Raw genomic sequence first — 14,812 nt, 5'->3', positions numbered from 1 at the left:
CCCACGCGGCGGAGCCGCATATCGACACAGCCCCGCGCCCCTGAGAACTACCGGTCCAGGTACGCCCGCCAGGCGCCGTACCCGGTGATGTCCTCTGCGTTGGACAGCGCACCCGGCTCGCAGAGGAAGCCCGGGACCCTCGTGCCGTCCGACAACTCCACGCTCCCCAGCGTCATCGGGCGCGGCAGGGCCGCCAGCAAGCGGCCCAAGCCCTCGGCCGGTAGGCGCCAGACCTCTGTCTCTATGGCCGCTCCGCCCTCGCCCACGTGAACCAAGCCCGGCTTGGGCGGAGTTGTTGCCAAGGCGTGCAGGCGGTACACCGGGGCCGTTGTCGTCGTGCGGTCCAAACGGGCGCCCAGGGACAGTAGTTGGGGGTTCAGAGGCTGGCCCGTCAAGTGGGCGCCCACTACCGCCAGTTGGAGCGTCGGTTCCAGCTCGCGGGCGATCCGTGCCAGGCGGTCGTCCGTGTATGCCGGGCCGATCAGCATCACGCCGAAGGGGAGTCCGTTCACCTGGCCCGAGGGGACGGCCACCGCTGCCAGGTCGAAGAGGTTGGTCGAGTTGGTGAAGCGGCCCAGGCGGGCGTTCGCGCCCAGGGGGTCCGCCGCCACCTCGGCCAGGGTGGGGTGGCCCGGGGTGGTCGGGAGCAACAGGGCGTCCGCGTCGGCCAGTTCGGAGAGGGCGTGGGTTCGGAGTGCGGTCAGGCGGGCCTGGTCGGTGTAGAGCTGGTGGGCCGGGATGTCCCGGGCTCGGGTGATGATGTCGGTGACTGTGGGGTCCAGGTCCGACGCGCCGTCTGCGATCGCCTTGTCGACAAAGTTCCCCACCGCCGCGTAGCGCTCGGCCACGAACGCCCCCTGGTAGAGCATCGCCGCCGCCTCGGTGAAGGGGGTGAGGTCCAGGGTGCGGATCTCGGCGCCCGCGCCCCTGAGCTGCTCCACCGCCGCCTCGTACGCCTCCGCCCAGCCCTCGTCCAACTCGCCCAGGTCGTCCCGTGCCGCCACCGCGACGCGCCACGGGCCCGGTGCGCGCTGGGGGAGGGGCGGGAGGTCCCGGTCCGGCGGAGCGGCCATGAAGGACAGGGCCTGCTCCGCCTCCGGGAGAGTGCGGGCGAAGACCGTCACGCAGTCGATCGACGCGCAGGCCGGAACCACGCCCTCCGTGGGCACCAGGCCCTTGGTGGGCTTGAGGCCGACGATGCCGTTGAAGGCGGCGGGCACCCGGCCCGAGCCCGCCGTGTCGGTGCCGAGCGCGAAGTCGACGATGCCCAGGGCCACGGCGACGGCCGAACCGGCGCTGGAGCCGCCGCTGATCCGCGCCGGGTCATGGGCGTTGCGCACCGCGCCGTAGGGGGAGCGGGTGCCCACCAGGCCCGTGGCGAACTGGTCGAGGTTCGTCGTGCCGAGCACGAGCGCGCCGGCCGCGCGGAGACGGGCCACCACCGGGGCGTCGCTCTCCGGTGCGTAGGCGTACGACGGGCAGCCCGCCGTCGTCGGGAGGCCGTGGACGTCTATGTTGCCCTTCGCCGCGAACAGGCGGCCCGCGAGCGGGAGTTGCTCGCCTGCCCGCACGCGCTCGTCCAGTGCCCGCGCCTCCTGCTCGACCTCTGCCTGCGGGCGCAGGTCGATCCAGATCTCGGGGCGGTCCACCGCCTCGACGCGGGCGTAGGCGGCGCGGACTCGGGACACGATGCTCGACATCTCTTCTTGCTCCTTGCGGTTCAGCTTGCCGGGGCGAGGATCAGCAACGCCGTTCCCGCTTCCACCTGGTCGCCGGGTCGGGCCAGGATCTCTGTCACCACGCCCGCCATCGGGGCGTGCACCCTGGACTCCATCTTCATCGCCTCCAGGGCCAGGAGGGGTTGGCCGACGGTGACCTCGTCGCCGGCTTCCACGTTCAACTGCCAGACGGACGCCGCGAATTCGGCCTCCACCAGGCGGCCGCCCGCCGGGACCGTCACCTCGGCCTGCGGTGGCGCCGGGGCCGCTGCCGCCTCCGCCCGGGTGAACTCGCCCGCCGCCTCCCAGGCATCGCGTTCCGCGCCGAACGCGGTCTGCTGGCGGGACCTGAACTCCGCGATGGAATCGGCGTGTTCGGCGAGGAACGCCTCGTACTCGGCGAGCGAGAACGTGCCCTCCTCGATACGCGGGACGAAGCGGCCGGAGGTGATGTCGGCCCGGAGTTCCAGGAGTTCGTCCGCCTCCACCGGGTACCACTTGATGCGGTCGAAGAAGCGCAGCAGCCACGGGGAGCCCGGTTCGAACGCGCCGCGCTGCTGCCAGCCCGACCACACCTGGGTCGTACGGCCCACGAACTGGTAGCCGCCGGGGCCCTCCATGCCGTAGATGCACAGGTACGCCCCGCCGATGCCGACCGAGTTCTCGGCGGTCCAGGTGCGGGCCGGGTTGTACTTGGTGGTGACCAGGCGGTGGCGCGGGTCCAGCGGGGTCGCCACCGGGGCGCCCAAGTAGACGTCTCCCAGGCCCAGTACGAGGTATTCGGCGTCGAAGACCGTGCCGTAGACGTCCTCGACCGAGTCCAGGCCGTTGACGCGGCGGATGAACTCGATGTTCCAGGGGCACCAGGGGGCGTCGTCGCGGACGCCGGCCATGTAGCGGGCGATGGCCTCGCGGGTGGCCGGGTCGTCCCAGGAGAGGGGGAGGTGGACCGTGCGGGAGGGGACGATCAGTTGGTCGGTGGGCGGGAGGCTCTCCGCTATCTCCCTTACGGCGGCGAGGAGTTGAGATTGGGGGAGACGGCTCGGGTCCGTCTGGATCTGGAGGGAGCGGATGCCGGGGGTGAGGTCCGTGACGCCCTCGAAGTCGGCCTCCGTGATCGCCTCCATCAGGGCGTGGACCCGCATGCGCTGCGCCAAGTCCAGTTGCATGGGGCCGAATTCGATGAGGAGGTTGTCGTCGCCGCTGCGCCGGAAGGTGACGTCTCCGTCCCGGGCCAGGATTCCGCCGTCCACGATGTCGGGGCGGGGCGAGCCGTCGACGTTCACCGGGACGAAGCGCACGGTGTCGCCGGGCCTGAACTGGCCCAGTTTCCAGCGCTCTTGGCTGATGACCGTCGCCGGGCAGACGAATCCGCCGAGGGACGGACCGTCGGGGCCGAGAAGTACCGGCATGTCGCCCGTGTAGTCGACGGCGCCGACCGAGTACGGGGTGTCGTGGATGTTGGACGGGTGCAGACCCGCCTCGCCGCCGTCGGTGCGGGCCCAGCGGGGCTTCGGGCCGACCAGACGCACGCCCGTGCGCGCCGAGTTGAAGTGGACCTTCCAGTCGGCCGCGTAGAAGTCGTGGATGTCGTCCTCGGTGAAGAACTCCGGTGCCGCGTGCGGGCCTTCGACCGCCGCCACGTCCCATACGGCGTCGAAGGTCGGACGGTCGACGGGTGGCACCGGGGTGCCCTCGGCGACCGTGCCGCCGTGCAGGACGTCACCCGTGCGCAGCGCCCGGCCGCCGTGGCCGCCGAAGCGGCCCAGGGTGAAGGTGCTCGCGCTGCCGAGGAAGGCGGGCACGTCCAGGCCGCCCGCGAACAACACGTAGGTGCGCAGGCCGTGTTGAGCCGGGGTGCCGATCTCCAGGACCGCGCCCGCGGGTACCGTCACCGGTTCCCACTGGGGGATCGCAGTGCCGTCGACCGTCACCGGTGCCGGGGCGCCCGTCACGCACACGGTGGTGGCGTGGGTGAACCTCAACGTCGGTCCCTGGAGCGTGCATTCGAGGCCGGGGGTGCCCTCCTCGTTGCCGAGCGCGCGGTTGCCGAGGCGGAAGGAGAGGTCGTCCATCGGGCCGCACGGGGGGACGCCGACCTGCCAGTAGCCGGTACGCCCTGGCCAGTCCTGGACCGTGGTGAGGGTGCCGCCCGCGACGATCTCGATGCGGGGAGTGGGATCGGTGACGCCGGCGAGGGTCGCCGTGGAGTGGGTGGCCGTACGGAAGTCCGGCTCCGCGAGCGCCGCCCGGACCAGGCCCAGGTTGGTCTCGATGCCGTCCACCCGGGTGCGGGCCAGCGCGTCGTCGAGCCGGCGCAGCGCCTGGGCGCGGTCCGGGCCGTAGGCGATGACCTTCGCGAGCATCGGGTCGTACGACGTCGTCACCTCGGTGCCCGTCTCCACCCAGCCGTCGACGCGCACGCCCTGCGGGAACTCGACCCGGGTCAACAGGCCCGCGCTGGGCCGGTGTTCGCGGGACGGGTCCTCGGCGTAGACGCGGGCCTCGACGGCGTGGCCGCGCGGGGCGCCGGGGTCCTGCACCACGTCCCGCTCGCCGCGGGCCAGGCGCAGCATCCAGGCGACCAGGTCGACGCCGTAGATCTCCTCGGTGACCGGATGTTCCACCTGGAGACGGGTGTTGACCTCCAGGAAGTAGGCCTCCTCGCGGGCGGCGTCGTAGACGAACTCGACGGTTCCGGCGGAACGGTAGCCGACCGAGGCGCACAAGTCGCGCGCGGAAGAGGCCAGTTGGGCGCGGATAGCGTCGGGAAGGCCCGGTGCCGGGGCCTCCTCCACCACCTTCTGGTTACGGCGTTGGAGGGAGCAGTCGCGGTCGCCGAAGGTGACGACCCTGCCCTCGCCGTCGCCGAAGACCTGTACCTCGACATGGCGGGCGTGCTCGACGAGGCGTTCCAGGAAGACGCCTGCGGAGGAGAAGGAGGCGGCGGCCACGCGTTGCACGCGCTCCCAGGATTCGGTCAGTTCATCGGCTGAGCGACATGCCGACATGCCGATACCGCCGCCTCCGCCGGTCGCCTTGAGCATGACGGGGTAGCCGATCAGGGCTGCCTGGGTGAGTGCCTCGTCCAGGTCCGCCAACAGGCCTGTGCCGGGCGCCAGTTGGACGTTCGCCGCCTCGGCCGCCGCCCGTGCGGTGTGTTTGGCGCCGAACAGCTCGAGTTGGGCGGGCGTCGGGCCGACGAAGACGATGCCGGCGTCCTCGCAGCGGCGGGCGAAGGCCGCGTCCTCGGAGAGGAAGCCGTAACCGGGGTGGATCGCTCCCGCGCCGGTGTCCTTGGCCGCCTTGAGCACCAGGTCGGCGTCCAGGTAGGACTCTTTGGCCGGTGCCGGGCCGAGCCGTACCGCCTCGTCGGCGAGCCGTACGTGGGGGGCCGAGCGGTCGGCGTCGGAGTACACGGCGACCGTGCGCAGGCCGAGTTCACGGGCGGTGCGGATGACGCGGACGGCGATCTCGCCCCGGTTGGCGATCAGCAGCGTGTCGAAGGTCATGCGGCATCCCCTTGGGCGGCGCCCTCTTCAACGGTCGCTTCGGTGATCGTCATCTCCACGGCCGTCGGCTCGAAGCCGTTGCAAGGGTTGTTGATCTGGGGGCAGTTGGAGACCAGGACCAGGACGTCGCGTTCGGCGCGCAGGGTCAGTTTCAGGCCCGGGGCGGAGAGGCCGTCGACGATGCCGAGGGTGCCGTCCTTCTCGACCGGCACGTTCATGTACCAGTTGATGTTGGAGACCAAGTCCCTTTTGCCCAGGCCGTACTTGGCGCCCTCGGCGAGGAAGTTGTCCACGCACGCGTGCTGCGACCAGGTGTGATGGCCGTAGCGCAGGGTGTTGGACTCCTTGGAGCAGGCGCCGCCGACGGTGTCGTGTCGGCCGACCTCGTCGGCGGTGACGGTCATCAGCGGGGTGTGCTCGTTGGACATGAGCACGCTGCCGGTGGTGAGGAAGAGGTTGCCCTGGGCGTGGATGGTGTCGGGGGCGCTGTAGCGGACCGACGTGTCGTGGGCGTCGTAGACGAGGAAGTCGACAGCCTGGTTGCCGTGCAGGTCGGTGATGGTGAGGGTCTCGCCGGTGCGGACGACGGTGGACCAGGCGGCGCGGGCCGGGACGGTCGCGGTCTTCATATGAGCCCCCTCGCGGCAAGGAATTCCGTGGTGTTGAGGAAGGCGCGGCGGCCTTCGGGTGTGGCTTCCCACAGCGGGTCGCCCGGTCCGGTGGCCTCGGCGCGCCAGGCGAGCACCTCCAGCGGGGTGCTGACGTAGGCCTCGCGCGGGTCGGCCGGGTGGGGCACGTTCGCGATCAGTACGGTCACGTCCTGCTCGGCGCGCAGGGTCACGCTGCCGCCGGGGCCGGTCGAGCCGGTGAAGTCGAGGGAGCCGTCGTCGCGGACCTCGACGCCCTGGAAGAAGGAGAGCGAGGGCGGCAGGTCCCGTGGTTCCAGGCCGTTCTTGGCGGCGGCGAGCTTGAACAGCTCCCGTCCGGCAGGGGAGTCGGACTGCGGGGTGCCGTCGCCGTAGCGCTCGGTGTTGCGGACGAGCGTGGAGGTGCCGCACAGGGCGTCGTGGCGGCCGGAAGTGTCGGCGACCAGGGAGGCGAGGACGCGGCCCTGGTCGGAGAGGAGGAGCTGGCCCTCGCCGAGGTAGGCGTTCCACTGGACCTTGACCGTGTCGGCGACGTTCAGCCGCTCCCAGGGGCGGTCGGCCGCGTACAGGAGCAGGTGGGCGCAGGCGTCGCCGCGCAGGTCGGTCAGGCGGAGTTCGGTGCCGCGGGCCAGGACGCGGTGGGTGTAGTTGCCGCCCGCGACGGTCTCGGCCCACACCAGGTGGCCCGCCTCGCAGGGCGGGGCCGGCCAGTCGGCGGCCGGGACGACGGGCATGGCCTCGGCCCGGGTGCCCTCCTGGGCGCGGGCATGGGCGCGGGCTCCGTAAGTGGTCGCTGTCGCCATCGCGGGGGACCTCCGGCTGCGGGGACGTCTCGGTCGTACGACATTTCTGTCGCTCGACAGAAATTAGGAGGCGGTCGGGTCGACGGGGTTGCCCGGGTGTTGCCGCTCGGTTACCGAGCCCTCACGGAGATCGTCGGGAGTTCGCGGGGCGTCCGGGGTGCGGGGCCGTGTGCGAGGATCGAACGCATGGGGACAACGGGTGCGCAGGGAGGCCGTCGGGTCGGCAGGCCGCGGGCCGATCAGCGGCCGGACAGCGGACTGTCCCCGCGGGACGAACTGCTGCGTGCCGCCGCCGAGTTGTTCACCACCCGCGGCTACGCGGCCACCACCACCCGGGCCGTCGCCGAGCGGGCGGGTATGCGGCAGGCGTCGATGTACCACTACGTCTCCGGCAAGGAGGAGCTGCTCGCGGACCTCCTGGAGTCCACGGTCACGCCCTCGCTGGCCTGCGCACGGGAGCTGCTGGCGGACGACGCGACCCCGGCCGAGAGCCGGTTGTGGGAGCTGTGCCGGACCGACGTGGAGCTGCTGTGCGGCGGTTCGCACAACCTCGGCGGGCTCTATCTGCTGCCCGAGGTGCGCGCCGAACGCTTCGCCGGCTTCCATGCCGTGCGCGCCGAACTCAAGGACGCCTACCGGCAGTTGCTGGCCGCGACGGCCGCCGGCGGGGCGCTCGCCAAGAGCGATCTCGAGCTGCGCACGGACCTGGTGTTCGGGCTGATCGAGGGTGTCATCCTCGTCCATCGCTCCGACCCCGAGCGGCCCGTCTCCGCCTTCGCGGAGGCGACGGCCGACGCCGCGCTGCGTATCGCCGGAAGCTGAACCTCACCCGTTACGGTGAGTGATTTTCGTACGTCCGCATCCAGTTACTCATCGTGTGCGAATGAAGGCGCAGCGTGTAAATGGGCTGAGGGTACTCCTCTCCGATGTCCCTTTTCAGGGGCTTGCCGAATATGACACAGCGGTGATCCGGTCGGACTAAGCTCGCCCGCAGCGCACCGAGTTGGGCTGTATTCGTGCGCTTGTTCCCAAACATGCAAAAGATACAGAAGCTCCCCCCCAGAGCCTCCCCCCAGAGTCTCTCGATCCCCCCAGCCGACCTGTCTTCAGAGGGCATACATGGTGAGTGTTCAATCGCCTCCCGGTGGCCGTGAACTTCCCTACGCGCGCGTGCTGTTGCCGCCTGCCATAGTGATGGCCGCGGCGACCGGGGCCGCCGTCGCCCTGGTGGCGGGGCCGGCCCGGATCGCCGTCGGCTGGTGCGGAGCCGTCGCCACACTCCTGGTGATCGCGACGGCGGCCGAAGCGGTACGCCGCGGACGCAACCTGCGGAACCTGCGCGCCGAGCACGACCGTCACACCGCGTATCTGGAACGGCGGATCGCCGACCAGACCCTGGAGACGGTCCGCCTCGGCAAGGAGATCCTGCCCGCCACGCTCCACCGGCTCAGCAGCGGAGAATCCCCCGGAGAGGTGATTCGCCAAGTCGTGGACGCCGATCCCGACTGGCGGCAACTTCCCCAGCCGCAGCGCGACTTGCTGAGGACCGTGCTCAACATCGTGCAGCGCGAGGAGAACATGCGTGACTCCGCGCAGCGCTCCTTCGTCAGCATCGCCCGCCGAGTGCAGGCCATCGTCCACCAACAGGCCAAGGAACTCCGGGAGATGGAGGAGGACCACGGCCGCAACCCCGAGGTCTTCGACGACCTCCTGCGCATCGACCACGGCACCGCGCTGATCGGCCGGCTCGCCGACTCCATCTCGGTGCTCGGCGGTGGCCGCCCCGGCCGCCAGTGGCCCGAACCGGTGCCGCTGTACAGCGTGTTGCGCGGCGCCATGTCCCGCATCCTGGAGTACCGGCGCATCGAGCTGCACTCCATCGCCAAGGTCAACATCCGCGGCATCTCCGTCGAGCCGGTCATCCACGCGGCGGCCGAACTCCTCGACAACGCCACCCGCTACTCGCCCCCGCAGACCAAGGTCCACGTCACCGCCGTAGAGGTGCAGACCGGTGTCGCCATCGAGATCGAGGACGGCGGCGTCAGCCTCAGCGAGGAGTCCCGGGCCCGCGCCGAGGGCATGCTGGAGCGCGCGAAGGCCGGCACCGACCTCCAGGACCTCGGCGAGAGCCCGCGCCTGGGCCTCCAGGTCGTCGGCCGGCTCTGCGCGACGTACAACATGCAGATCTCGCTGCGCGCCTCGGCCTACGGCGGCGTCCGCGCCGTCCTCATCGTGCCCAGCGAGATGCTCACCCCCGGCACCGCGCCCGGACTCGCCCACGGCATCGGCGCCACCGCGCTGCCCAAGGCGGAGCTCGGCGCGGTCCCCGGCCCCAAGCGCACGATCAAGCGGCGCCGCCCCACGAGCCCGCGCATCCCGGCCTCGGTGAGCATGGAGGACGAGGTTCCCGAGGTCACCGAGTGGACGGCGGGCGGCCTGCCGCAGCGCCGCAGCCGGGTCAAGGTCCCGCTCGCCCAGCGCTACGCCGAACAGGCCGCCGCCGAGCGCGCCGAGGCCGCCGCGAGGGAGGCCCGCTCCGCGTGGGCGACGCCCGAGCCCGAGCCGGAGAAGAAGGACGAACCCGAACCGGGCCTGTGGGTCGAGGCGTTCATGGAAGGCCTCAAGGGTGACCCGGACCCGAACGCTTTCATCCAGAAGACCGAGCCGGCCCGTGTCGAGGCCGACGACGAGGGGGACCTCAAGTGATCCAGCAGCGCGCCAACTTCGACTGGATGCTGAAGGATCTCGCCGACGGCGTGCCCGGCATCCAGCAGATCGTCGTGCTCTCCGCCGACGGGCTGCGCATCGCCCGCTACGGCGGCGACCCGGACGCGGCCGACCGCGTCGCCGCGGCCTGCGCCGGACTGCAGAGCCTGGCGGGTGCCGTCGCCTCCGAGATCCCGGGCAGCGACGGCCGGATGAAGATGGTCATCATCGAGATCAACGGCGGCTACTTCTATCTGATGGCCGCGGGCGCCAACGCCTATCTGGCCGTCCTGTCCGACGTGGTCGCCGAACCCGGCCTGATGAGCAACCGCATGCGTGACCTCGTCGTCAGAATCGGCGCCCACCTCACCAGCCCGCCGAGGCGCAACGGGCAGACCGTATGACTCCTCCGCAACGCCGGCGGCGACAACCCGCGGAGAAACCGCCGCCCGAACCCGGCAGGAAACAGGGCGAGGGAAAGATCCCGGAGCGGCTGTACGTGCTCACCGGCGCGACCGAGGACGGTGACCGGGCCGAACTCGACCTGGTCACGCTGATCGTGGCGCGTTCCGACGCGCCGCAGTCGGCCACTCCGGAACAGGCGGCGCTGCTCGGGCTCTGTATCGCCCCGCTGTCCGTGGCCGAGCTGTCGGCCTACCTCAACCTGCCGTACAGCGTGGTGACGGTCCTGCTCACCGAGCTGCTGACGGCCGAACTGGTGCAGGCGCGCGCCCCGATCGTCCGCCAGGCGCTCCCCGACCGTTCCCTCCTCGAAGCGGTGATGCATGGACTTCAAAAGCTCTGACACCATCACGGGTCCGCGGACCGAGGACCATCTCCCGCACACGGCCCAGGCCGCGGTGAAGATCGTGATCGTCGGCGGCTTCGGGGTCGGCAAGACGACCATGGTCGGTTCGGTCAGCGAGATCAGGCCGCTGACCACCGAGGAGACCATGACGCAGGCCGGCGTCGGCGTCGACGACAACTACGGCTCGGAGAGCAAGACGGCCACCACCGTCGCCATGGACTTCGGCCGCATCAGCATCACCGACCAACTGGTGCTGTACCTGTTCGGCACCCCCGGCCAGGAACGCTTCTGGTTCCTGTGGAACGGGCTGTTCGAGGGCGCCCTCGGCGCGGTGGTGCTGATCGACACCCGGCGCCTCGAAGTCAGCTTCGACGTCATAGGACGGCTGGAGGAGCGCGGGGTGCCGTTCGTGATCGCCGTCAACTCCTTCCCGGACGGGCCCCATTACCCCATCGAGGACCTGCGTACGGCGCTCGACCTGTCCCCGGACATCCCGATCATCGAGTGCGACGCGCGCCGCCGCGCCTCCAGCCGGGACGTCCTGATGACCCTGATGCGCTTCCTGCACTCCCTGGCGATGACGGGCTCACTCACCTGACCCGCCCAACTCCCCCGACACCGGATCCACTTCAGTTCTCGGAGCGATCACTGTGACGCCTGAACCGCACTCCCCGACCGATACGGACGACACCAGGCTCGGTCCGCCACCCGGCTGCCCCGCACACGGCCAGGGGCCCGGCGGACTGCACCGGCTGTTCGGCCCCGAAGCGGCGGACCTGGGCGCCCTCTACGAGAAACTCCGCGCCGAACACGGCACCGTGGCACCGGTGTTGCTCCACGACGACGTACCGATCTGGGTCGTCCTCGGCCACACCGAGAACCTGCACATGGTGCGTACGCCCTCGCAGTACAGCCGCGACAGCCGGATCTGGACGCCGCTGCGCGAGGGCATGGTCAAGCCCGACCACCCGCTGATGCCGCACATCGCCTGGCAGCCCATCGCCTCGCACGCCGAGGGCGACGAACACCTGCGGCTGCGCGGGGCGGTGACCGGCGCCATGTCGACGATCGACCCGCGCGGCATCCGCCGGCACATCAACCGCTACACCCAGATCCTCGCCAACACCTTCTGCGAGCAGGGGCACGCGGAACTCGTCGGCCAGTTCTGCGAGCACCTGCCGATGGCCGTGCTGTGCGAGATCCTCGGCATGCCCGACGAGTACAACGAGCAGATGGTGGAGGCGGCCCGCGACGCCCTCAAGGGCACCGCGACCGCGATCGTCAGCCACCAGTACGTCATGGACGCGCTCAGCCGGCTCACCGTGCTGCGCCGGTCCCAGCCCGCGGACGACTTCACCAGCCACCTCATCGCCCACCCGGCGGGGCTCAGCGACGACGAGGTCAGGGAGCACCTGCGGCTCGTCCTCTTCGCCGCCTACGAGGCCACCACCAACCTCCTCGCCAACGCGCTGCGCATGGTCATCACCGACCCGCGCTTCCGCGCGCAGCTCAACGGCGGGCAGATGACGGTGCCGGAGGCGGTCGAGCAGTCCCTGTGGGACGAGCCGCCGTTCTCCACCGTGTTCGCCTACTTCGCCAAGCAGGACACGGAGTTGGGCGGTCAGCGGATCCGCAAGGGCGACGGGCTCCTGTTCGCGCCGGCGCCGGGCAACGTGGATCCCCGGGTGCGGCCCGACCTCAAGGCCAACATGATGGGCAACCGCTCGCACCTGGCCTTCGGCGGCGGACCGCACGAGTGCCCCGGCCAGGACATCGGCCGTGCCATCGCCGACACCGGGGTGGACGCGCTGCTGATGCGGCTGCCGGACATCGAACTCGACGTCGACGAGGACGAGTTGAGCTGGACGGCGTCCATCGCCTCGCGTCATCTGGTGGAACTCCCGGTGCAGTTCGCCCCGAAGCCGCCGCAGGACGTGTCGGAGAAGCCCAGCCACGCGGCGGTCCCGCAAGCACGCCACACCTGGCACGTCGGCATGACGTCCGACCCGGACCCGGCACCGGTGGCGGCGCCCCTGCCGGAGCCGACGCCGCCGCCCCAGCCGGTGGCGACACCGGAGCCGGTCCACCAACTGGGCCCGTGGCAGCGGCTGTTGAGGTGGTGGCGAGGCTACTGACCGGCCCAGTCACCGTAGGAGGACCACGCCTCGAGCACCCGCCCGCTACGGAACCGGTGCTCGATCCCCGTGACCGGATCGGTGAACTCCAGTGCCCGCGCCAGCAGTTGGAGCGGGCGCCGGAAGTCGCCGTCCGGTACGGGGTCGTTGACCACGGGATACAGCGGATCGCCGAGGATGGGCACGCCCAACGCGCTCATGTGGACGCGCAGTTGATGCGTCTGCCCGGTACTGGGCAGCAGCCGGTACCGGGCGAGCCCGTCCCCCCGCTCCTCGACCAGCTCGACCCGGCTGACGGCGTTGACCTCACCCTCGACCTGCCGCGCGGCCATCACCCCACGCTCCTTGAGAATCCGGGACCGCACGGTGGTAGGAAGGCTGACCCCCGAGTCGTACGGTGCGACCGCCTCGTACTCCTTCCGCACCCGCTTCTCCCGGAACAGCGCCTGGTACGCGCCCCGTTCCTCGGGCCGCACCGTGAACAGCACGAGCCCCGCGGTGAGCCGGTCGAGCCGGTGCGCGGCCCCCAGCGCCGGGATCCCCAACTCCCTGCGCAGCCGCGCGAGCGCCGTCTCGACGACATGACTGCCACGCGGTGTGGTGGCAAGGAAATGCGGCTTGTCGGCGACGACGATGTGCTCGTCGCGGTACACGACGTCCACCGGGAAGGGCACCGGCACCTCGGCGGGCAGGTCCCGGTGAAACCACACGAACATGCCCGGTTCGTACGGCAGCCCGGCCACGGACTCTCCGTCCACCCCGACGAACAGCCCGTCGTCCATCATCCGATCGACGACGCCGTCACCTGCCCCCGAGAGCCGGTCCACCAGGTACTCGCGCACGGTGGTCCAGGATTCCTCGGGGGGCAGGCGGACCCGCACGGGGTCCACCCCGTCGCGTTGGGGGAGGGGTGAGGGCGGGATACGGCGCTTTCGGGTCATTGCGATCAAGCGTAGGCGCTCAGGTCATGCGGGGACTGCTTCGGCGGCCTCCTCCGTGACCGTACGGGCGCGGAACACCCGGTACCCGAATCCCGCCCCCACCGTGACGAGCAGGAACAACACCGTGAACCACTGGAAGTACCAGTGCCCGCCCGCCGGGTCGTACACCGCGGCCCGGGGCCAGGCCAGGTTGACGGTCATGACGAGGCCGTAGAGGAGGGCCAGGGCGTTGATCGGGATGCCCCAGCGGCCCAGGGAGAAGAGGGGGGCGCCCGTCTCGTCCGTGCCGTTCACGTCGAACTCGCCGCGTATGCGGCGGAGCAGGAGCGGGCCCGTGACCATCGCGTACGCGAGGTACAGCATCACGATGCAGGTGGTGCCGATGGCGAGGAAGGCGTCCGGGGAGGCGAAGTTGAGGAGGAGCAGGGCCGCCGCGAGGACGCCTACGACGATCGCCGGGGCGCTGGGCATGCCCGTGCGGGGGTTGACCTTGGACAGGCGGGCGGAGAAGGGGAGTTGGGTGTCCCGGGCCATGGAGAAGAGCATGCGGCAGGCCGCCGTCTGGATGGCGAGGGTCGCCACCGCGATCGCCACCACCACGTCCGCCAGCAGGGCCTTGCCCACGCCGTCGCCGAGGCTGCTCGTCAGGACGTAGCTGAGGCCGTCGACGCCCAGGTGGCCGTCGGTGAGGCTGGGGGCGGCGAGCAGGCCGCCGAGGATGATCAGGCCGCCGAGCAGTCCGGCGGCGCTGAGCGCGGTGAGGATCGTGCGGGGCGCGGTGCGGCGCGGGTTGTGGGTCTCCTCGCTCATCTCGCCCGCGCTGTCGAAGCCGATCATCACGTACGCCGCCGTGAACGAGCCCACCAGCAGCGCGCCGATCAGCCCGCTCTCCAGGCCGCCGCCCGTGTGGAAGGTGATGCTCGGCGTGCGCTTGGAGTGGGTCAGCAGGAGGACGACGATCAGGATCGCGCCGATGATCTCCGCCGTCACCCCGACCCGGTTGATCACCGACATCACGCGGTTGTCGAGGATGTTCACCAGCGTCGTCAGGACCAGCAGGATCACGCCCAGGACCGCCGCGTTGGCCGCGCCGTCCGGTGAGGTGGGTGCCGGGTCGCCGCCCACGAGCTGGAAGCCCGACCAGATCGCCGGCAGCACCATCTGGAGGGCGAGTGCCGCCGCGGCCACGACCACGATCTGGCCGATCACCATGATCCAGCCGGCGAACCAGCCGAAGGTCGCGTTCGAGAGCCGGGACGACCACTGGTAGATCGCGCCGGAGATCGGGTAGCGCGCGGCCAGCTCCGCGAAGCACGCGGCCACCAGCAACTGGCCGACCAGGACCACCGGCCAGGCCCAGAAGAAGACGGCACCGCCGAACGCGTACCCGAAGGCGAAGAACTGGAAGACGGTCGTCAGTACGGAGATGAAGGAGAACCCGGCCGCGAACGACGCGTACCGGCCGAGGCTGCGGTGCAGCTCCTGGCGGTAGCCGAACTCCGCGAGGGAGCCGTCGTCGGGGGAGGGGGAGTGTGGCGGGTC

12 protein-coding genes are annotated in these 14,812 nt (G+C 70.9%); 6 read left to right on the top strand and 6 right to left on the bottom strand.

Annotation, left to right across the window (positions count from 1 at the left end):
• Positions 1-47: 47 nt before the first annotated feature.
• From atzF to JHN63_RS14035, 4 genes are read right to left on the bottom strand one after another with little or no spacing between them, the layout of a single operon-like run.
• Positions 48-1,724 carry an allophanate hydrolase gene (gene atzF, locus JHN63_RS14050; protein ID WP_267953758.1) on the bottom strand — a complete coding sequence of 559 codons (1,677 nt, stop codon included), beginning with the start codon at positions 1,722-1,724 and terminating at the stop codon, positions 48-50.
• Positions 1,721-5,230, bottom strand: coding sequence for a 5-oxoprolinase/urea amidolyase family protein (locus JHN63_RS14045; protein WP_200680130.1), 3,510 nt, complete (start codon positions 5,228-5,230; stop codon positions 1,721-1,723). The genes atzF and JHN63_RS14045 overlap by 4 nt, the downstream gene beginning before the upstream one ends.
• Positions 5,227-5,859 carry an urea amidolyase associated protein UAAP2 gene (locus JHN63_RS14040; RefSeq protein ID WP_200680129.1) on the bottom strand — a complete coding sequence of 211 codons (633 nt, stop codon included), beginning with the start codon at positions 5,857-5,859 and terminating at the stop codon, positions 5,227-5,229. Before JHN63_RS14040 ends, JHN63_RS14045 begins: the two co-directional genes overlap by 4 nt.
• On the bottom strand, positions 5,856-6,680 hold the full coding sequence (locus tag JHN63_RS14035; RefSeq protein ID WP_200680128.1) for an urea amidolyase associated protein UAAP1: 825 nt from the start codon (positions 6,678-6,680) through the stop codon (positions 5,856-5,858). Before JHN63_RS14035 ends, JHN63_RS14040 begins: the two co-directional genes overlap by 4 nt.
• A 186-nt stretch (positions 6,681-6,866) precedes the next feature.
• Between JHN63_RS14035 and JHN63_RS14030 the strand changes: the two genes are divergently transcribed.
• From JHN63_RS14030 to JHN63_RS14005, 6 genes are all read left to right on the top strand, one after another.
• On the top strand, positions 6,867-7,502 hold the full coding sequence (locus JHN63_RS14030; RefSeq protein WP_200680127.1) for a TetR/AcrR family transcriptional regulator: 636 nt from the start codon (positions 6,867-6,869) through the stop codon (positions 7,500-7,502).
• A 297-nt stretch (positions 7,503-7,799) separates the two neighbouring features.
• Positions 7,800-9,386 carry a sensor histidine kinase KdpD gene (locus JHN63_RS14025; protein WP_200680126.1) on the top strand — a complete coding sequence of 529 codons (1,587 nt, stop codon included), beginning with the start codon at positions 7,800-7,802 and terminating at the stop codon, positions 9,384-9,386.
• Positions 9,383-9,790, top strand: a complete 408-nt coding sequence (locus tag JHN63_RS14020; protein ID WP_019066134.1) for a roadblock/LC7 domain-containing protein — start codon at positions 9,383-9,385, stop codon at positions 9,788-9,790. Before JHN63_RS14025 ends, JHN63_RS14020 begins: the two co-directional genes overlap by 4 nt.
• Entirely contained in the window at positions 9,787-10,191 is a 405-nt protein-coding gene (locus JHN63_RS14015; RefSeq protein ID WP_200680125.1) for a DUF742 domain-containing protein, read from the top strand. The genes JHN63_RS14020 and JHN63_RS14015 overlap by 4 nt, the downstream gene beginning before the upstream one ends.
• A complete protein-coding gene (locus JHN63_RS14010; RefSeq protein ID WP_200680124.1) occupies positions 10,172-10,792 on the top strand; it encodes an ATP/GTP-binding protein in 621 nt (206 codons plus the stop codon). The genes JHN63_RS14015 and JHN63_RS14010 overlap by 20 nt, the downstream gene beginning before the upstream one ends.
• A gap of 52 nt (positions 10,793-10,844) precedes the next feature.
• Complete coding sequence (locus tag JHN63_RS14005) at positions 10,845-12,329, top strand: cytochrome P450 (protein WP_200680123.1); 1,485 nt, start codon at positions 10,845-10,847, stop codon at positions 12,327-12,329.
• Here the strand turns inward: JHN63_RS14005 and JHN63_RS14000 are convergent.
• Entirely contained in the window at positions 12,323-13,270 is a 948-nt protein-coding gene (locus tag JHN63_RS14000; RefSeq protein ID WP_200680122.1) for a pseudouridine synthase, read from the bottom strand. The two genes, JHN63_RS14005 and JHN63_RS14000, sit on opposite strands and share 7 nt — an antisense overlap.
• Before the next feature lie 24 nt (positions 13,271-13,294).
• Positions 13,295-14,812: amino acid permease (locus JHN63_RS13995; RefSeq protein ID WP_200680121.1), on the bottom strand; the 1,518-nt coding region annotated here is incomplete at its 5' end.

The organism is Streptomyces sp. MBT65, from assembly GCF_016612545.1.
Classification (GTDB): Bacteria; Actinomycetota; Actinomycetes; order Streptomycetales; family Streptomycetaceae; genus Streptomyces.
This window is presented reverse-complemented; position numbering and strand designations above follow the sequence as displayed.

What these genes read in the sequence shown, in the direction of transcription:
- JHN63_RS14045 (WP_200680130.1), bottom strand. Translation starts at nt 5,230, where the DNA reads ATGACCTTCGACACGCTGCTGATCGCCAACCGGGGCGAGATCGCCGTC.
- JHN63_RS14040 (WP_200680129.1), bottom strand. Translation starts at nt 5,859, where the DNA reads ATGAAGACCGCGACCGTCCCGGCCCGCGCCGCCTGGTCCACCGTCGTC.
- JHN63_RS14035 (WP_200680128.1), bottom strand. Translation starts at nt 6,680, where the DNA reads ATGGCGACAGCGACCACTTACGGAGCCCGCGCCCATGCCCGCGCCCAG.
- JHN63_RS14030 (WP_200680127.1), top strand. Translation starts at nt 6,867, where the DNA reads ATGGGGACAACGGGTGCGCAGGGAGGCCGTCGGGTCGGCAGGCCGCGG.
- JHN63_RS14025 (WP_200680126.1), top strand. Translation starts at nt 7,800, where the DNA reads ATGGTGAGTGTTCAATCGCCTCCCGGTGGCCGTGAACTTCCCTACGCG.
- JHN63_RS14015 (WP_200680125.1), top strand. Translation starts at nt 9,787, where the DNA reads ATGACTCCTCCGCAACGCCGGCGGCGACAACCCGCGGAGAAACCGCCG.
- JHN63_RS14010 (WP_200680124.1), top strand. Translation starts at nt 10,172, where the DNA reads ATGGACTTCAAAAGCTCTGACACCATCACGGGTCCGCGGACCGAGGAC.
- JHN63_RS14000 (WP_200680122.1), bottom strand. Translation starts at nt 13,270, where the DNA reads ATGACCCGAAAGCGCCGTATCCCGCCCTCACCCCTCCCCCAACGCGAC.